The 14,395-nt window shown below is 37.8% G+C and carries 16 protein-coding genes and 2 riboswitches; of the genes, 4 read left to right on the forward strand and 12 right to left on the reverse strand.

Going from position 1 to position 14,395, the window contains the following annotated elements:
- Positions 1-88 precede the first annotated feature (88 nt).
- Positions 89-183, forward strand: a riboswitch (glycine riboswitch).
- 130 nt (positions 184-313) lie between these two features.
- Positions 314-1,645, forward strand: a complete 1,332-nt coding sequence (locus NXS10_RS01240; protein ID WP_259136789.1) for an alanine/glycine:cation symporter family protein — start codon at positions 314-316, stop codon at positions 1,643-1,645.
- A 63-nt stretch (positions 1,646-1,708) separates the two neighbouring features.
- On the opposite strand, the gene NXS10_RS01245 is transcribed toward NXS10_RS01240, so the two are convergent.
- From NXS10_RS01245 to guaC, 10 genes are all read right to left on the reverse strand, one after another.
- Positions 1,709-2,308 carry a lysozyme family protein gene (locus NXS10_RS01245; RefSeq protein ID WP_259136791.1) on the reverse strand — a complete coding sequence of 200 codons (600 nt, stop codon included), beginning with the start codon at positions 2,306-2,308 and terminating at the stop codon, positions 1,709-1,711.
- 1 nt (position 2,309) lies between these two features.
- The gene (locus tag NXS10_RS01250; RefSeq protein ID WP_259136793.1) at positions 2,310-3,287 is read right to left on the reverse strand and encodes a nucleoid-associated protein; all 978 of its coding nucleotides are present in this window, start codon (positions 3,285-3,287) and stop codon (positions 2,310-2,312) included.
- A complete protein-coding gene (glyA, locus tag NXS10_RS01255; protein WP_259136796.1) occupies positions 3,284-4,549 on the reverse strand; it encodes a serine hydroxymethyltransferase in 1,266 nt (421 codons plus the stop codon). The genes NXS10_RS01250 and glyA overlap by 4 nt, the downstream gene beginning before the upstream one ends.
- A gap of 40 nt (positions 4,550-4,589) precedes the next feature.
- Entirely contained in the window at positions 4,590-5,186 is a 597-nt protein-coding gene (locus NXS10_RS01260; RefSeq protein WP_259136799.1) for an L-threonylcarbamoyladenylate synthase, read from the reverse strand.
- Positions 5,164-6,006, reverse strand: coding sequence for a peptide chain release factor N(5)-glutamine methyltransferase (gene prmC, locus NXS10_RS01265; RefSeq protein WP_259137324.1), 843 nt, complete (start codon positions 6,004-6,006; stop codon positions 5,164-5,166). Before prmC ends, NXS10_RS01260 begins: the two co-directional genes overlap by 23 nt.
- Positions 6,006-7,085, reverse strand: coding sequence for a peptide chain release factor 1 (gene prfA, locus NXS10_RS01270; protein ID WP_259136801.1), 1,080 nt, complete (start codon positions 7,083-7,085; stop codon positions 6,006-6,008). Before prfA ends, prmC begins: the two co-directional genes overlap by 1 nt.
- A 31-nt stretch (positions 7,086-7,116) precedes the next feature.
- Positions 7,117-7,701: a thymidine kinase gene (locus tag NXS10_RS01275; protein WP_259137326.1), complete on the reverse strand. Its 585-nt coding sequence runs from the start codon at positions 7,699-7,701 to the stop codon at positions 7,117-7,119.
- Positions 7,702-7,811: 110 nt separating this feature from the next.
- The gene (locus NXS10_RS01280) at positions 7,812-9,092 is read right to left on the reverse strand and encodes a nucleobase:cation symporter-2 family protein (RefSeq protein WP_259136803.1); all 1,281 of its coding nucleotides are present in this window, start codon (positions 9,090-9,092) and stop codon (positions 7,812-7,814) included.
- Positions 9,085-9,666 carry a xanthine phosphoribosyltransferase gene (locus NXS10_RS01285; RefSeq protein ID WP_259136805.1) on the reverse strand — a complete coding sequence of 194 codons (582 nt, stop codon included), beginning with the start codon at positions 9,664-9,666 and terminating at the stop codon, positions 9,085-9,087. Before NXS10_RS01285 ends, NXS10_RS01280 begins: the two co-directional genes overlap by 8 nt.
- A gap of 57 nt (positions 9,667-9,723) precedes the next feature.
- Positions 9,724-9,820, reverse strand: a riboswitch (purine riboswitch).
- On the reverse strand, positions 9,810-10,793 hold the full coding sequence (gene guaC, locus NXS10_RS01290) for a GMP reductase (protein ID WP_259136807.1): 984 nt from the start codon (positions 10,791-10,793) through the stop codon (positions 9,810-9,812). (Overlaps the previous riboswitch by 11 nt.)
- Before the next feature lie 235 nt (positions 10,794-11,028).
- Between guaC and NXS10_RS01295 the strand changes: the two genes are divergently transcribed.
- Together NXS10_RS01295 and NXS10_RS01300 are read left to right on the forward strand one after the other, a co-directional pair.
- Positions 11,029-11,259, forward strand: a complete 231-nt coding sequence (locus NXS10_RS01295; protein WP_259137328.1) for a 4-oxalocrotonate tautomerase — start codon at positions 11,029-11,031, stop codon at positions 11,257-11,259.
- Positions 11,260-11,303: 44 nt separating this feature from the next.
- Positions 11,304-11,486 carry a protein rep gene (locus tag NXS10_RS01300; protein WP_259136810.1) on the forward strand — a complete coding sequence of 61 codons (183 nt, stop codon included), beginning with the start codon at positions 11,304-11,306 and terminating at the stop codon, positions 11,484-11,486.
- A gap of 263 nt (positions 11,487-11,749) precedes the next feature.
- Here NXS10_RS01300 and NXS10_RS01305 read toward each other — a convergent pair whose 3' ends face one another.
- Positions 11,750-12,334, reverse strand: coding sequence for a hypothetical protein (locus tag NXS10_RS01305; RefSeq protein WP_259136812.1), 585 nt, complete (start codon positions 12,332-12,334; stop codon positions 11,750-11,752).
- A gap of 358 nt (positions 12,335-12,692) precedes the next feature.
- On the opposite strand from NXS10_RS01305, the gene NXS10_RS01310 reads away from it, so the two are divergent.
- On the forward strand, positions 12,693-12,986 hold the full coding sequence (locus NXS10_RS01310) for a hypothetical protein (RefSeq protein WP_259136815.1): 294 nt from the start codon (positions 12,693-12,695) through the stop codon (positions 12,984-12,986).
- 606 nt (positions 12,987-13,592) lie between these two features.
- Here the strand turns inward: NXS10_RS01310 and NXS10_RS01315 are convergent.
- A complete protein-coding gene (locus tag NXS10_RS01315) occupies positions 13,593-14,348 on the reverse strand; it encodes an SDR family NAD(P)-dependent oxidoreductase (RefSeq protein WP_259136817.1) in 756 nt (251 codons plus the stop codon).
- Positions 14,349-14,395: the final 47 nt, after the last annotated feature.

Raw genomic sequence — 14,395 nt, forward strand, 5'->3', positions numbered from 1 at the left:
AACCGAATGACGTCAATTAGGAGAAGAAAGCTCTGCTTTCGCCGAAGGAATCACACTCTCAGGTGTCAACTAGACAGGACTGATTGATTGACGGGCTTCTGGAGAGACTTGTCCATTAGTGACAGGCGCCGAAGGGGCAAAGCATATGCTCAATCTCTCAGGCAAAAGGACAGAAGATAAGTAAATGCCCAGTGTAAGGCTTTTTAAGCTTATCTTTTGTGTCGCAGAAGTTCCGTCGGAGCTTCTCTTTTTTGTGTTATATCGTTTTTGTCTCTTTCTTTGAGTCAAAAAAAGTTGAAAGAAGGTAAACACTGTGCTTGATTTTTTTAATGCTATGGACAATCTCGTCTGGGGACCACCACTACTTATTTTACTTGTAGGGACTGGTATTTATCTATCAATTCGCCTTGGTTTCTTGCAGATTATTCGTCTTCCAAAGGCTTTTAGGTTAATTTTTTCCAAAGATGAGGGAGAAGGTGATATTTCTAGTTTTGCAGCTTTAGCAACAGCACTAGCTGCTACTATCGGAACAGGAAATATTGTAGGAGTCGCTACCGCTATCAAAGCCGGTGGTCCAGGTGCTCTCTTTTGGATGTGGATTGCAGCTTTCTTTGGTATGGCAACAAAATACGCTGAGGGACTCCTCGCTATTAAATACCGCTCACAAGATGATAATGGTGATATTTCTGGAGGTCCTATGTACTATATCGTCAATGGTATGGGAAAAAAATGGAAACCACTCGCCATTTTCTTTGCTTTAGCTGGTATTTTGGTCGCTTTTTTAGGGATTGGAACTTTCTCACAAGTTAATTCTATCACTTCCTCTCTTCAAAATAGCTTTGGTTTTTCACCTGAGATAGTCAGCGTTAGCATTTCTATTATCGTTGCTATTATCATTTTTGGAGGTATTCAGTCCATATCTAGAGTTTCAGAAAGAATCGTACCTTTCATGGCAATTCTTTATATTCTTGCGACGTTAACCGTTATCTTTACACACTATAATAACATTCTTCCTGCTATTTCACAGATTTTCAAAGGTGCTTTTACAGGTACTGCAGCTATCGGAGGATTTGCTGGTGCTACTGTCAAAGAGGCTATCCAAAAAGGTATCGCTCGTGGTGTTTTCTCCAATGAATCTGGTCTAGGATCTGCACCTATTGCGGCAGCTGCTGCCAAGACTAATGAACCTGTTGAACAAGGACTCATCTCTATGACAGGAACTTTCATCGATACCCTCATCATTTGTACATTGACGGGGCTTTCTATCATTGTCACAGGTCAATGGACTATCAAAGGGTTGGAAGGCGCTCCACTAACACAAGCAGCTTTTTCGACTGTCTTTGGTAGTGCTGGAAATATCACACTCACACTCTGTCTCGTTCTCTTCGCTTTCACAACGATTCTTGGATGGAGTTATTATGGAGAGCGCTGCTTTGAATTTCTCTTTGGAACGAAAGGTATTTGGTTTTACCGCTCTATTTTCATCCTAATGGTTGCTGCAGGAGGATTTCTCAAGCTTGACCTCATCTGGATTATCGCAGACATTGTTAATGGTCTCATGGCACTTCCGAATCTTATTGCTCTTTTGGCACTCTCTCCTATTATCTTTAAAGAAACAAAAAAATATTTTAATAAACAAAACTAAATCAGAAAACACCTCAAATCGTTATTGAGGTGTTTTCTGATTTAGTCATACTTATTTCTTTAATTACCAATTGAACAAATGCATCAGCCAGAGGTTAAAATGCACTTCTCTAGCATAGTAGATATTACCACCATTTTTATAGAGACGTCCACCAGAAATGACTGCTAAAGGATGGTGATAAAAGTAAGTCTCTCCTGTTTTATTTCCAAGGCTAGGCGCTACAATATCTCGTGAATAAGCTTTAGCTAATCCAATCGTATGTTTCTTTCCGTGTTTTGAAACATAATCAATATAACCCGTTCCAAAGTTATAAGCCTGCACAGCACTCCAAGCGTCCGTCTTCTTTTTATTAGCTAGCACAAGATTATCCGTTAACAACTTTACACCCTGTTTAATACTTTCTTTAGAGTCTATAATACTATTTGCTTGACCATCAATGCTTTCACTAGATTGCATAACATCAAGTTCAGTTCCTTTTGTCTCTGTATAGATGATAGCTAATATCAAATCAATATTGGCATTTGTTCCATTTTCAGCTAAACTTTTCGCTACCATACCCCTATACGTTTCGACCTTTTTAACACTTTCGTGTACAAGATAAATACGATAGCTCACAAAAATAAGGACGAAAAGGACAATGAGGCGTTTAAACCATTTAAACATACTATTTACTTCTGATATCTTCAACATTTTTGATAAGGATAGAGTAAGTACCATCTTGATTTTGAATAAACTCAACGGATTCGGCATCTTCATAGACATTATTAGGCACAATTAGCTCAATACCATTTGACAAGGACAGCTTCTGATTTTCTAGCTTTTTAGCCTGCCGTGAATAATCAATATCAGAAACAGAAATACTATCTGGAATCTCTTCTTTCAACTCATTTACAAAAGTCAAACGAGCGGTAAGATTATTCTCAAAGAGTTGGTTAGCAAGCTTTTCGGGTGAAATCTCTTGCTCCTCTTCGAGGTTCGTGTAGAGAGTAGACTTCATCTTACTATGAAAATTAAAGTCATCTTGATTAAAATTTTCAGCGATTTTTTGTGCTGTTTTTTCAACCTGCTGAATAGCTTTTTTAACAGATTGTCTAGGTTTTACTTGTAATAAATATTTTGAAAAATAGTGCGTAAAACTGCCGTTATGTTTTAAGCGCTTTTCGATAAGATAATAATCTCTTGTTACACGATTGACAACAACCCCTTCATCAGGTGTATGCGTAGCTGATGGGAGGTTATTTTGTGTGATTTTGATAGGAGTGTCACTGCCAATATCAATATGTGCTAAATGTTCACGCAAAGTCACTCGTAAAAAGGCAAAGTGCTCAACACCATCTTTGTCAAACTGAATGAAAATCAAATCATTAGTTTTTTGTTCCTCTGAGAGAATAAATTCTTCTCGCCATAACTTTGCAATTTTTTGCGAAGAGGCCATAAGATCCTTTTCCAAATAACTCCAAAAGACGTTATCTGGAGTAAAATTACCTCGTTTGGCTTCCTCAGTAAATACTTTAGATAATTTTTTCCGAAAATATTCATCTAGTTTGGGTGTAATAGCAATAGGTGTATCTGAAAAATAGAGTTCTGTATCGTTTGGCGAAAACTGATGAATAATGATCTGCTTAATATAAAGGTCAATCATCGTCCTAGTCCTTTGTAAAGCGGAAAGGCATTAGTCAACTGATCAATCTCACTACGTACTTCAGTAAGTATCTTTTGATTATCATAATTTTCAAGCGCTCTAACCATTAAATTGGCAATTTGACGTGCTTCTGTGATACCCATACCACGACTGGTGATTGCAGGTGAACCTATGCGGATACCTGAAGTTTTAAATGGTGATAACGTTTCAAATGGAATGGAGTTTTTATTGAGTGTGATATTGACGGATTCTAATATATTTTGTGCCACCTTACCATTTTCAACGACCTTGGTTACATCTACTAAAAAGAGATGATTGTCTGTACCGCCAGAGATAACACGAAAATAATCATGCTGATTAAAAACCTCAGCCATTGCACAAGCATTATCTAAAACAGCCTGACCATATTCCTTAAAAGATGAATCTAGTGCTTCTTTAAAGGCAACTGCTTTAGCAGCGATGACATGCTCAAGCGGACCTCCTTGAAGACCTGGGAAAACGGCTGAATTAATCTTTTTAGCAAGTGTTTCATCGTTTGTTAAGAGCATACCACCACGAGGACCACGGAGAGTTTTGTGTGTTGTAGTCGTTGTGATGTGAGCGTAAGGTACAGGACTTGGGTGATGCCCTGAGGCAATCAAACCTGCGATATGTGCCATATCAACCATGAGGTAAGCTCCAACGCTGTCGGCAATTTCACGGAATTTTGCGAAATCAATGATACGAGAGTATGCTGAAGCTCCAGCAACTATCAACTTCGGTTTCTCTTTTTTTGCTAAATCAAAGATAGCATCATAATCAAGATATTCAGTTTCTTTGTCAACATTGTAAGGCACAAAGCGATAAGTCTGCCCTGAGAAGCTAACCGCTGCACCGTGTGTTAAATGACCACCTGCTGCTAAATCCATTCCTAATACAGTATCACCAGGCTTAATAAGAGCCATGTAAGCCGCAGCATTAGCCTGACTACCAGAATGTGGTTGAACATTGACAAACTCTGCACCAAACAAACGTTTGGCACGTTCAATGGCTAAGTTTTCAACTACATCAACACAATCTGTTCCACCATAGTAGCGCTTTCCAGGGTATCCCTCGGCATATTTATTCGTTAAAACAGTACCTTGGGCTGCCATAACAGCTTTTGAGACGACGTTTTCAGATGCGATAAGTTCAATATTATTTTGCTGGCGAAACTCCTCTCTCGCAATAGCTTCCCATACTTCGGGATCAAATGCTCTGTAATCCTCTTTGTCAAAAATCATTATATTACCTCCATGGTTATATCAACAGAACAAAATGTTCTTAATCAAAAATTAGTTCAGGAACAGCTTTTATCAGTTGTTCCTGGGTAATCATACCTTGTCGCAAAATTTTTGCCTTAACTTGTGAAATATCTAAAATAGTAGAGTCTCTACCAGTAATTACCGAGTCATCCTCATAGCCTAAGACTTGATGGTTAAACTCTGTCATAATAGTCTCAAAAACAGTCCCACTTTTTTTTCCTGAAAAATTGGCTGACGGTCCTATCAAGGGTCCTTCGGATCGGATGATATCAAGTGTTTTAGGGTGATTAGGAACTCTAAAACCAACGGTATCGTAGCCAGAATTTATCCAAGTAGGCACTTTATCATTAGATCGCAGAATAATAGTCAAAGCTCCCGGTAAAAAAGCATCGTAGAGTTTTCTCAAAAAAAAGGGCTGTTGAGAAGAATAGGCTAAAATTTCATCGAAAGAGCTGACGTTAAGGTTCATTGCCTTGTCACGTGGACGCTTTTTTAAACGATAAACGTAATCAACAGCCTCTTCCTCCATCGCCTTAGCAAATAGACCGTAGACCGTTTCTGTCGGCAAAACAATAGCTTTCTTTTTTTTCAACTCAGCAATCAATTGTGAGTTCATCTAGTACCACCATCCTATCTTTGCCAAACATATCTTTTATTATGCGCACTCTGGCTTTGGGAAATTGTGTCTGCAATAACTCCGTAAGATGTTCTCCCTGCTTATAACCAATCTCAAAGTAAAGTTTTCCTTTTGAAGTAAGGTGAGTGCTGACTTCATTGATAATTTGTCGATAAATAGCATAACCGTCTTCTGCAGCAAATAGAGCGTTATGAGGCTCCGATGTTAAAACATTCACATCAACTTCTTCTTTATCACTCTCTGCAATATAGGGTGGATTTGATACGATAATATCAAATTTTCCTCTAATATGACGAAAAACATCTGATTGTATAAAGGAGACATCAAGTGCGAGAGTAGCTGCATTTTTCTTCGCTACATCAAGTGCTTCTTGCGAGAAATCGCTTGCTATCACATCCCAGTTTGGACATTGTTTTTTGAGCGCTAACGCAATCGCTCCACTTCCTGTACCAATATCCAAAACTTTACAAGCTTTAGCAGAATTTTCGCTAATAATCAAATCAACCAACTCTTCAGTTTCCGGTCGTGGAATAAGAACTCGCTCATCCACACAAAGTATTATACCACAAAAATACGCATAACCTAAAATATACTGAGCCGGCTTATGACGAGCTAGCTGATAGTAAATATCCTCAAGTAAAGAAAAATCACCTGCAGTTATTTGGTGGTTTTGATGTAAAAGATAGTCGAGTGTTGTCCATTTTTTTAACTCTCTAAAGACAAAGACTAGCGACTCGCTTTCTTCTCCCACAGCGATTAATTTTTGTTGATAAGTTTCAAAAGCTTGTGCGTAATTCATCATTGGTTGAGTTTTTCGAGTTTTTGCGTTTGATCGTAGAGGACAAGCGCAGCAATGACCTCATCTAACTTACCAGACAAAATGCTATCAAGCTTTTGCAAAGTCAATCCGATACGGTGATCGGTGACACGGTTTTGTGGGAAATTATAGGTACGAATACGCTCTGAACGGTCACCCGTACCGATGGTTGACTTACGCTCCGCATCCTGCTCGTCTTGAGCAATTTGTGCAAAGTGATCTGCCACTCGAGCACGAATAATTTTCATCGCCTTATCTCTATTTTTTTGCTGTGTTCTCTCTTCTTGCATTTCAACTTTGATATTTGTCGGCAAATGGACGATACGCACAGCGGTTGCAACTTTATTGACATTTTGCCCACCAGCACCAGAAGCATGGTAGATGTCAATCCGAAGATCTTTAGGATCAATATCATATTCTACTTCTTCGATTTCTGGCATAACAAGAACTGTCGCTGTGGAAGTGTGGACACGACCTTGGCTTTCTGTCACAGGTACACGTTGCACACGGTGCGCACCTGATTCATATTTTAACTTAGAATAAACAGATTGACCCGATACCATAGCAACAACTTCTTTGATTCCACCGACACCGTTAACCGATGTTTCCATAATCTCAAAGCGCCAACCTTGACTTTCGGCATACTTTTGGTACATATTAAGCAAATCTCCTGCAAACAAAGCCGCCTCATCTCCACCTGCTGCTCCTCGAATTTCAAGAATGATATTTTTATCATCGTTTGGATCTTTTGGAAGCAGTAAAATCTTGAGCTTCTCTTCATACTTTTCTTTTGCTTCCTTTGCTTCCTTGAGCTCTTCTTTTGCCATCTCTTCGAGTTCGCTATCACCAGAAGCATCCTTAATCATCTCTTCAGCATCCGTGATATTTTGTAATATCTTTTTATAATCACGATAAACGGCAACGGTCTCACGTGTATTAGCTTCCTCTTTTGATAATACCATAAAGCGCTTAGTATCTAAAACAATCTCAGGATCGCTTAACAATTCACCAAGCTCTTCATAGCGATCTTCAATGGCTTGTAATTGATCATAGATATTCATAGTGGTTATGTCTCCTTAGCTGTTAGTCATTTTAAGCAGATTGATTTGATAAATTGGGATGAAAATAATGTCTACGACAAACAGGAATATAGGTTTCATTCCCACCGATTTGAATTTGCTGTCCATGATAAATCGGATTCCCATTTTCCGTACGTAAGACCATGGTTGCTTTTTTAGAACAAAATTGGCAGATAGTCTTAATCTCCTCAATCTTATCTGCTAGAAGCAACAAATGTTTTGATCCTTCAAAAAGTTCATTTTGAAAATCATTTTTTAGTCCAAATGCCATGACAGGGATGTCATACTCATCTACCAAACGTGCAAAATCATAAACATTTTGCTTGCTTAAAAACTGACACTCATCAATCAAAACACAATAAGGTTTTTCTGGCAATCGCCCCACTAGACCAATAATATCTGTCTCCTTTGAGATTGGGATGGCCGCACGTCTCATACCAATCCGACTCGAGATAACACCAATACCATCACGTGTATCTAGAGCACTCGTCATAATAACAATCGGTTTTCCCTGTTCTTCGTAATTGTGCGCTACTTTTAAAATTTCAATGGTCTTCCCAGAATTCATAGTTCCGTATTTGTAGTAGAGTTGTGCCAAAACACTCAATCTCACCTTCTAATATAATCCTACTTATTATATCAAAAAAGATACTATCATGCTACTCTATTCAAACAAAAACCTCTTAACAAAAAGTCAAGAGGTTGCACTTATTTAATCGGTTCTTTTCCGTTAAAGAGTAAATTTAATAGTATAGAACAGAGTGTCGCAATAACGATTCCATTTGTCAAAAACATTTGTGCATTAGTTGGTAAACTATCAAAAAGGTTAGTTCTGTTAAAACCTACTCCGGCTGCAATTGAAACCGCTGCAACAATAAGATTATGCTCATTTTTCTTGAAATCAACAGTATGCAAAATCTGAATACCTTGAGTAGATACCATACCAAACATGACTAACATACCACCCCCAAGCACAGGACTTGGAATCATTTGCGCTAGCGCTCCAAATTTTGGAAGCAAACCTAAGATGATTAAAAATAAAGCAGTATAATAAATAGGACGCCGTGTACGAATACCCGATAACTGCACTAATCCAACATTTTGTGAAAAACCTGTGTATGGAAAAGTATTGAAAAGACCACCAAGCAAAACAGCGATTCCTTCTGAACGGTAACCATTTCTAAGACGCTTGCTATCCAATGTTTCTTCTGTGATATCAGCTAGAGCGAGGTAAACTCCAGTTGACTCTACCAAAGAGACAATCGCAATGATACACATCATGATAATAGAAGATAACTCAAACTTTGGTAAACCAAAGTAAAATGGTGTCGGCACATGGATAAGAGGGGCTTGTGCAACTGCAGAAAAGTCAACCAATCCCATAAATGATGCAATAACAGTCCCTGCAACTAATCCAATCAAAATAGAAATGGATTTGACAAAACCAGTTGTAAACTTATGAAGTAATAAAATAATGACAACCGTCAGAAGAGAAAGGATTAAGCTAGTGCTAGTGGGGGACTTTGCATTGTCCCCCATATTGCCAATAGCAACAGAGATAAGAGTCAAACCAATGGTTGTGATGACTGATCCTGTCACAATAGGTGGGAAAAAAACAGCAATCTTTGAAAAAACACCAGCAATAGCGATTACAAAAATACCTGAAGCTATCAAAGCACCAAACATCGTACCACTACCATGTTTTGCTCCAATTATAGACAATGGCGCTACCGATTGAAAAGCTACTCCTAAAACAACTGGTAGACCAACACCAAAATGCTTACGCAACTGCACCTGCAAAAAAGTAGCTATCCCACACATGAAAATATCCGTAGAGATGAGGTAAGTCAGTTGTTCTGATGAATAATTCAGCGCTGTTGCTATCATGATAGGAACTAGGATAGAGCCAGAGTACATAGCAAGTAAATGTTGAAGCCCCAAAATGGCAGCTTGAGAATGTTTTTGTTCGTTTAATTCCATTTTACGCATCCGCCTCCATAAAAGTAATGTGACCTTGTTCAAGTGATTGTAAACGGACAAGAGAAGTAATTTTAATCCCTTCTTTTTCTAAGAATTGACGCCCATCTTGGAAAGATTTCTCAATAACAATTCCAATACCAGCTACCCTTGCGCCAGCTTGTTCAATAATATTAATCAATCCCTTGGCTGCTTGTCCATTTGCTAAAATATCATCCACGATTAAGACTACATCATCTTGATTCAAAAACTTGCTAGCAATAGACACCTGACTGGTTGTTTGCTTGGTAAAAGAATAAACATCAGCACTTAAAATACCATCTGTCATGGTGATGTTTTTAGCTTTTTTCGCAAAAATCATTGGCACCTGCATGGCTTCCGCAGTATAGAGCGCTGGGGCAATCCCTGAGGCTTCAATGGTGACAATCTTTGTAATGCCAGCATTTTTGTAAGCTTCTGAGAAAACTTTTCCAATTTCTCTCATTAAGCCAGTATCCACTTGATGCGTTAAAAAACTGTCTACTTTTAAAACAGTGTCACTCAAAACACTACCGTCTTTGATGATACGTTCTTCTAATAATTTCATTTTTCCTCCACAAAATTAAAAAGGTTAAGAACTTTCTTAACCTCATCTTACATTCTACCAGTAGCAAAGCTACCTCATTGTTAGACATTTACGGTGTCTTGTAGAAACGTTGAGCCTATTCTCAACATAAATAAGGTTTTTTGTTAGATAGAATCGCCATTCCAAATGGAATTTTTGACGATAACATAGTCCACATGACGTAGACTTTCAAGATCTCTTCCCCCAGCATAGGAGATAGAGCTTTGTAGATCTTGTTGCATTTCAATCAAAGTGTCAGAGAGATGCCCCTTAATCGGAAGAAGGATTTTTTTACCTTCAACATTTTTATGCTCACCTTTTTGATATTCAGATGCTGAACCATAATATTCCTTGAAATCTTCACCATCTACTCTTACTAACTTTCCAGGACTCTCCAAATGTCCAGCAAAAAGAGATCCAATCATGACCATTGTCGCTCCAAAGCGAATAGATTTGGCAATATCACCGTTTGTACGAATTCCTCCATCGGCGATAATAGGTTTCCTAGCAGCCTTAGCACACCAACGCAAAGCTGCTAGTTGCCAGCCACCTGTACCAAAGCCAGTTTTGACCTTAGTAATGCAGACCTTTCCAGGACCAATCCCCACTTTCGTTGCATCTGCACCAGCATTTTCTAAATCACGAACCGCCGAAGGAGTACCAACATTACCTGCTATAACAAAAGTTTCAGGTAGCTCCATCTTGATATGCTGAATCATTTGAATCACACTATCTGCATGTCCGTGAGCAATATCAATAGTGATAAACTCAGGAGCATCGTCCTTTAGTGAGCGAATAAAGTCATATTCATAGTCTTTGACACCAACAGAAATAGAGGCAACCAACCCTTTACTGTGCATACGCTTAATAAATGGTTTACGCACTTTTTCATCAAAACGATGCATGATATAAAAATAACCTTCTGTTGCCAATTTTTCTGCAATAGACTCGTCAATGATAGTTTGCATATTAGCCGGAACGACAGGCATTTTAAAACGATACTTACCAAGTTCTACACTAGTATCAGCCTCTATACGACTCTTAACGATACATTTATTGGGAACAAGCTGGATATCCTCATAATCAAAAACAGGGATATCATTTAACATGTAATACTCCTACATTCATAACATGACCTTCCTATGTAAAAAAACAGTACTGAGCAAAATCTTACCTTTCTGATATTCATTGTAGACTATCATTTGTTTTTTGTCAATATCAGGGAATACTTTCGCATTCATTATTTCCTAAAAAGCGAACATTTTTTGCTATTGCTTTGTCTCAATTTATGGTATAATAAGCCGAACAGTTATCTGTATCTTATTTGGGAAAGCTGGTATGGTAATGCCATTTATTAAAATTGATTTATTTGAAGGACGCACAAAAGAGCAAAAGGAAGAATTAGCACGAGAAGTGACCGAAGTCGTCTCACGTGTTGCTAAAGCGCCAAAAGAAGCTATCCACGTCTTTATCAATGATATGCCAGAGGGTACCTACTATCCACATGGCGAGATGAAAAAGAACAAGGAAAAGGTCTCAAAGGAGCAATCCTTGAGACGGCAAAATATCCGATGAAGCCAATCGAATTGAATTTAAAAAATGCCTAGGTTGTAGATGGTTTGTATCGGAAGCGACAGTTGGGTTATGGTGGATTGTTCAAAGAAATTCGAAAGAGATTGCGACTGTCTGATGTCGAGAATGGGGATTTGATTCATACTTCTGAAGATGAAAAAGATGTTTCAGTTGGAACAAAAATCGTCGCAATTTGGAATGCGACGAAACAAAATTATTTGATAAAGTAAGAGTTGGGAAATATAACACCAACTCTTTTATTATAACACATAAAAAGGATTGAGCTCTGTATTAAACAGAGCTCAATCCTTTAACTGAAAATATATTGTCTAATTTTTTTTGTTTTTCAAATAGTTGTACACAATATAAGACGAAGATGTCATTATTATAACATTCCACCATTTGAAAGGAGTTCTTAATATTATTGTAAATATAAAAACTATAGTTAGTGAAAGTATATTATAACTAATTAATTTTAATATATATTTCATAGTTAGAAGTTAATTCGACCATTGTTAGGTATTGCATCATTTTTATCCCATAATTTTGCCAAATAAGCCCTTGGAGATAGTGCATTCATAGCAATTTCTAAGATAACGTCGTTTACAAACCAACTACCTAAATATTTTGCAATTGCAGAACGAATAGCGCTTTTTACAGCATGTTTCCCCTTAACCTTTATTAAACTAGCAAGACCGGCAGTAGTTCCTCCTAAGGCTAAAGAGATAGCTGTATCTAACGCAACTCCCATTTGTCCAACAGTAATTCCTTGCCATGCTGCTCTAAATGGAGAGTAGTTTATTGGTAATGAATAATCTCCTTGGAGCTGTCTATTTATTACTTCTTCAATCCATTCTTTTGAAACATCTGGATGTAATGCCTGTAGTTCATCCGCGAGAGAATCAATTTGACTTTCACTTAATGATGAGGGAGGTGTTATTAGAGTAGATGACGATTCAGTTGTGTAACTTTGGGATATATTTTCCAAAGCATAAACCGTTGAAATATTTGGTAGGGTTGTTGTTCCAACTATAAGTGTGGTTAAAAAAATTGAAATTAATTTTGTTTGTTTTTTCATAGTTTATTCCTTTACTTTCTTTAAAGCCACAATGTTATTTATCGAAAATATTTGATTGAAAAAATCGGATATTATAGTCTTCTTTGTTTTTCCTTTCTAATCCTATTTTTTGTTATCGCTTTCATTTTACTATTTTTTTATTGATTTGTCTATCATATGTATCAAAGTTTTTGTATTGCCCTCTGCACAAGAGTCCCTCGGAAGGAACGTTTTTGGAAAAGTAACAAAAATTTGATATCATTTCTAGACAGAAATTATATCAAAAGTCCGACTTTGTCGGACAGGATTTTGGGCAAGCAATAGACGTAGTCGGCTTGCTTAGCTCCCAAACACGGAAGCTAGGCCTGGGAGGAAAAAAATGGTTGAGTTGAGCATTTCGTTTAAGACGAGTACCAAGATAACAAGTGTCAAACACAATAACCGAGATTTAACCGAGGAGGAGTATCTGGAAGTTCAGCACCGGCATATTGACCAAAGCAAAGCTGGAGACAATATTTATATCAAGCAAGAAAATCTCAAAGAGGTCTACCAGAAATTATTTGGTTCATCTTTGGCAGACTATAATGCCAAGAAAAACGAAGCGCATAATATAGGAAAAGCCATTCAAAAGCCAACTAAGCCTCAAAGTAGCCAACCAAATCAACATCATTGAACCCCAAAATATGTTCGATAAAGTGTATTCCAAAGCGTTAAATGCTAAAAAGAATCAACAAAATACAGAAAGCTGTCACAATGACATGTCACTGGTTGCTATAAAAATAACTAAAGAAAGAGACCGTGTAAGCCTTCAATAGCTGTTGTAACTATAATTGCAAATGCTATTACACCATCAAAAATCAAAGTTATATCCCTGTCATACATAGATGGAATAATCAACTAAGGATGTATTTTCTAATCAAGGTATAAAGACTCTTTCATGTATTATCTGCTTCTAACGCAATCAAGATATATTTGATTATTATAACCAGTGTCAGCCCGAATAACCAATGGAATTGCCCCTATTATAAACACTTAACTGATATGAGCGAAACCTCCTTGATTATCAACTAAAGACTGCATCGCATACAGTTGACTTATTCCCATGATTTTATAAACAATTCTAGAGTCACAAAAAACTGATTTTGTCGCCTTATCAAAAGCAAATCCTTGTGCCTATTCTACCTGCATTTACAACCTTTATTTTTTTATAACCAAACCACTATGGTACAAACTGACAAATAGAAAAGCCCTAAATGAAAGAGCTTATCATTCAAATTATTTACAAATCACGATATACCGGTTGCGATCCAAAGGTTTGTGAGGTTGGCATGACCTCTATGCGGTTAATATTGACATACTCAGGTTGACCAGCTATCCACGAGACCATTTCAGCGATGTCTTTGGGTTGAACGGCATGTGCTCCCTCGTACAGTTTTTCAACTCTCTCCTCATCTCCTTTAAAACGAACATTTGAAAACTCTGTTCCCTCACAAAGACCTGGTTCAATATTGGAGACACGAATGCGTGTCCCAGCAAGGTCAGATCGTAGATTGAGCGAGAACTGCTTGACAAAAGCCTTGGTGCTACCATAGACATTAGCTCCTGGATAAGGAACTGTACCCGCCGTTGAGCCAATATTGATAATCAATCCGTGATTGCGCGTGACCATATCAGGCAAAATCTGACGTGTCACATAAGCTAAGCCAATAACGTTGGTCTCTATCATCGTTAGCCAATCATCAAAATCTGCCTCATAAGCCTTATCAAGTCCCAATGCTAGGCCTGCATTATTGACCAAAAGTGAGATGGGTTGCCAAGAAAACGGTAAAGTCTCTAGTGCTTTATCAACAGAAGCTCTATCGGTAACGTCCATCTTCAATGGGTAAAAAACATCACCCAATCTGTCTGCCAATTTTTGCAAATTATCAAAACGCCTTGCAGCACCAATAACTTTATAACCATCTGCTACTAATCGTTCAACAATAGCAACACCAAAGCCTGCCGAAGCTCCAGTTACTAAAGCTATATCTGTCATTTTTACCTCATTTCCGAAAAGCAAGTTGCATTTTCTCGCTTCTTGTT

The organism is Streptococcus sciuri (genome assembly GCF_024814375.1).
Taxonomy (GTDB): Bacteria; Bacillota; Bacilli; order Lactobacillales; family Streptococcaceae; genus Streptococcus; species Streptococcus sciuri.

What these genes read in the sequence shown, in the direction of transcription:
- NXS10_RS01250 (WP_259136793.1), bottom strand. Translation starts at nt 3,287, where the DNA reads ATGATTGACCTTTATATTAAGCAGATCATTATTCATCAGTTTTCGCCA.
- NXS10_RS01260 (WP_259136799.1), bottom strand. Translation starts at nt 5,186, where the DNA reads ATGAACTCACAATTGATTGCTGAGTTGAAAAAAAAGAAAGCTATTGTT.
- prmC (WP_259137324.1), bottom strand. Translation starts at nt 6,006, where the DNA reads ATGAATTACGCACAAGCTTTTGAAACTTATCAACAAAAATTAATCGCT.
- prfA (WP_259136801.1), bottom strand. Translation starts at nt 7,085, where the DNA reads ATGAATATCTATGATCAATTACAAGCCATTGAAGATCGCTATGAAGAG.
- NXS10_RS01310 (WP_259136815.1), top strand. Translation starts at nt 12,693, where the DNA reads ATGGTTGAGTTGAGCATTTCGTTTAAGACGAGTACCAAGATAACAAGT.
- NXS10_RS01280 (WP_259136803.1), bottom strand. Translation starts at nt 9,092, where the DNA reads ATGCGTAAAATGGAATTAAACGAACAAAAACATTCTCAAGCTGCCATT.
- glyA (WP_259136796.1), bottom strand. Translation starts at nt 4,549, where the DNA reads ATGATTTTTGACAAAGAGGATTACAGAGCATTTGATCCCGAAGTATGG.
- guaC (WP_259136807.1), bottom strand. Translation starts at nt 10,793, where the DNA reads ATGTTAAATGATATCCCTGTTTTTGATTATGAGGATATCCAGCTTGTT.
- NXS10_RS01285 (WP_259136805.1), bottom strand. Translation starts at nt 9,666, where the DNA reads ATGAAATTATTAGAAGAACGTATCATCAAAGACGGTAGTGTTTTGAGT.
- NXS10_RS01315 (WP_259136817.1), bottom strand. Translation starts at nt 14,348, where the DNA reads ATGACAGATATAGCTTTAGTAACTGGAGCTTCGGCAGGCTTTGGTGTT.
- NXS10_RS01295 (WP_259137328.1), top strand. Translation starts at nt 11,029, where the DNA reads ATGCCATTTATTAAAATTGATTTATTTGAAGGACGCACAAAAGAGCAA.
- NXS10_RS01305 (WP_259136812.1), bottom strand. Translation starts at nt 12,334, where the DNA reads ATGAAAAAACAAACAAAATTAATTTCAATTTTTTTAACCACACTTATA.
- NXS10_RS01245 (WP_259136791.1), bottom strand. Translation starts at nt 2,308, where the DNA reads ATGTTTAAATGGTTTAAACGCCTCATTGTCCTTTTCGTCCTTATTTTT.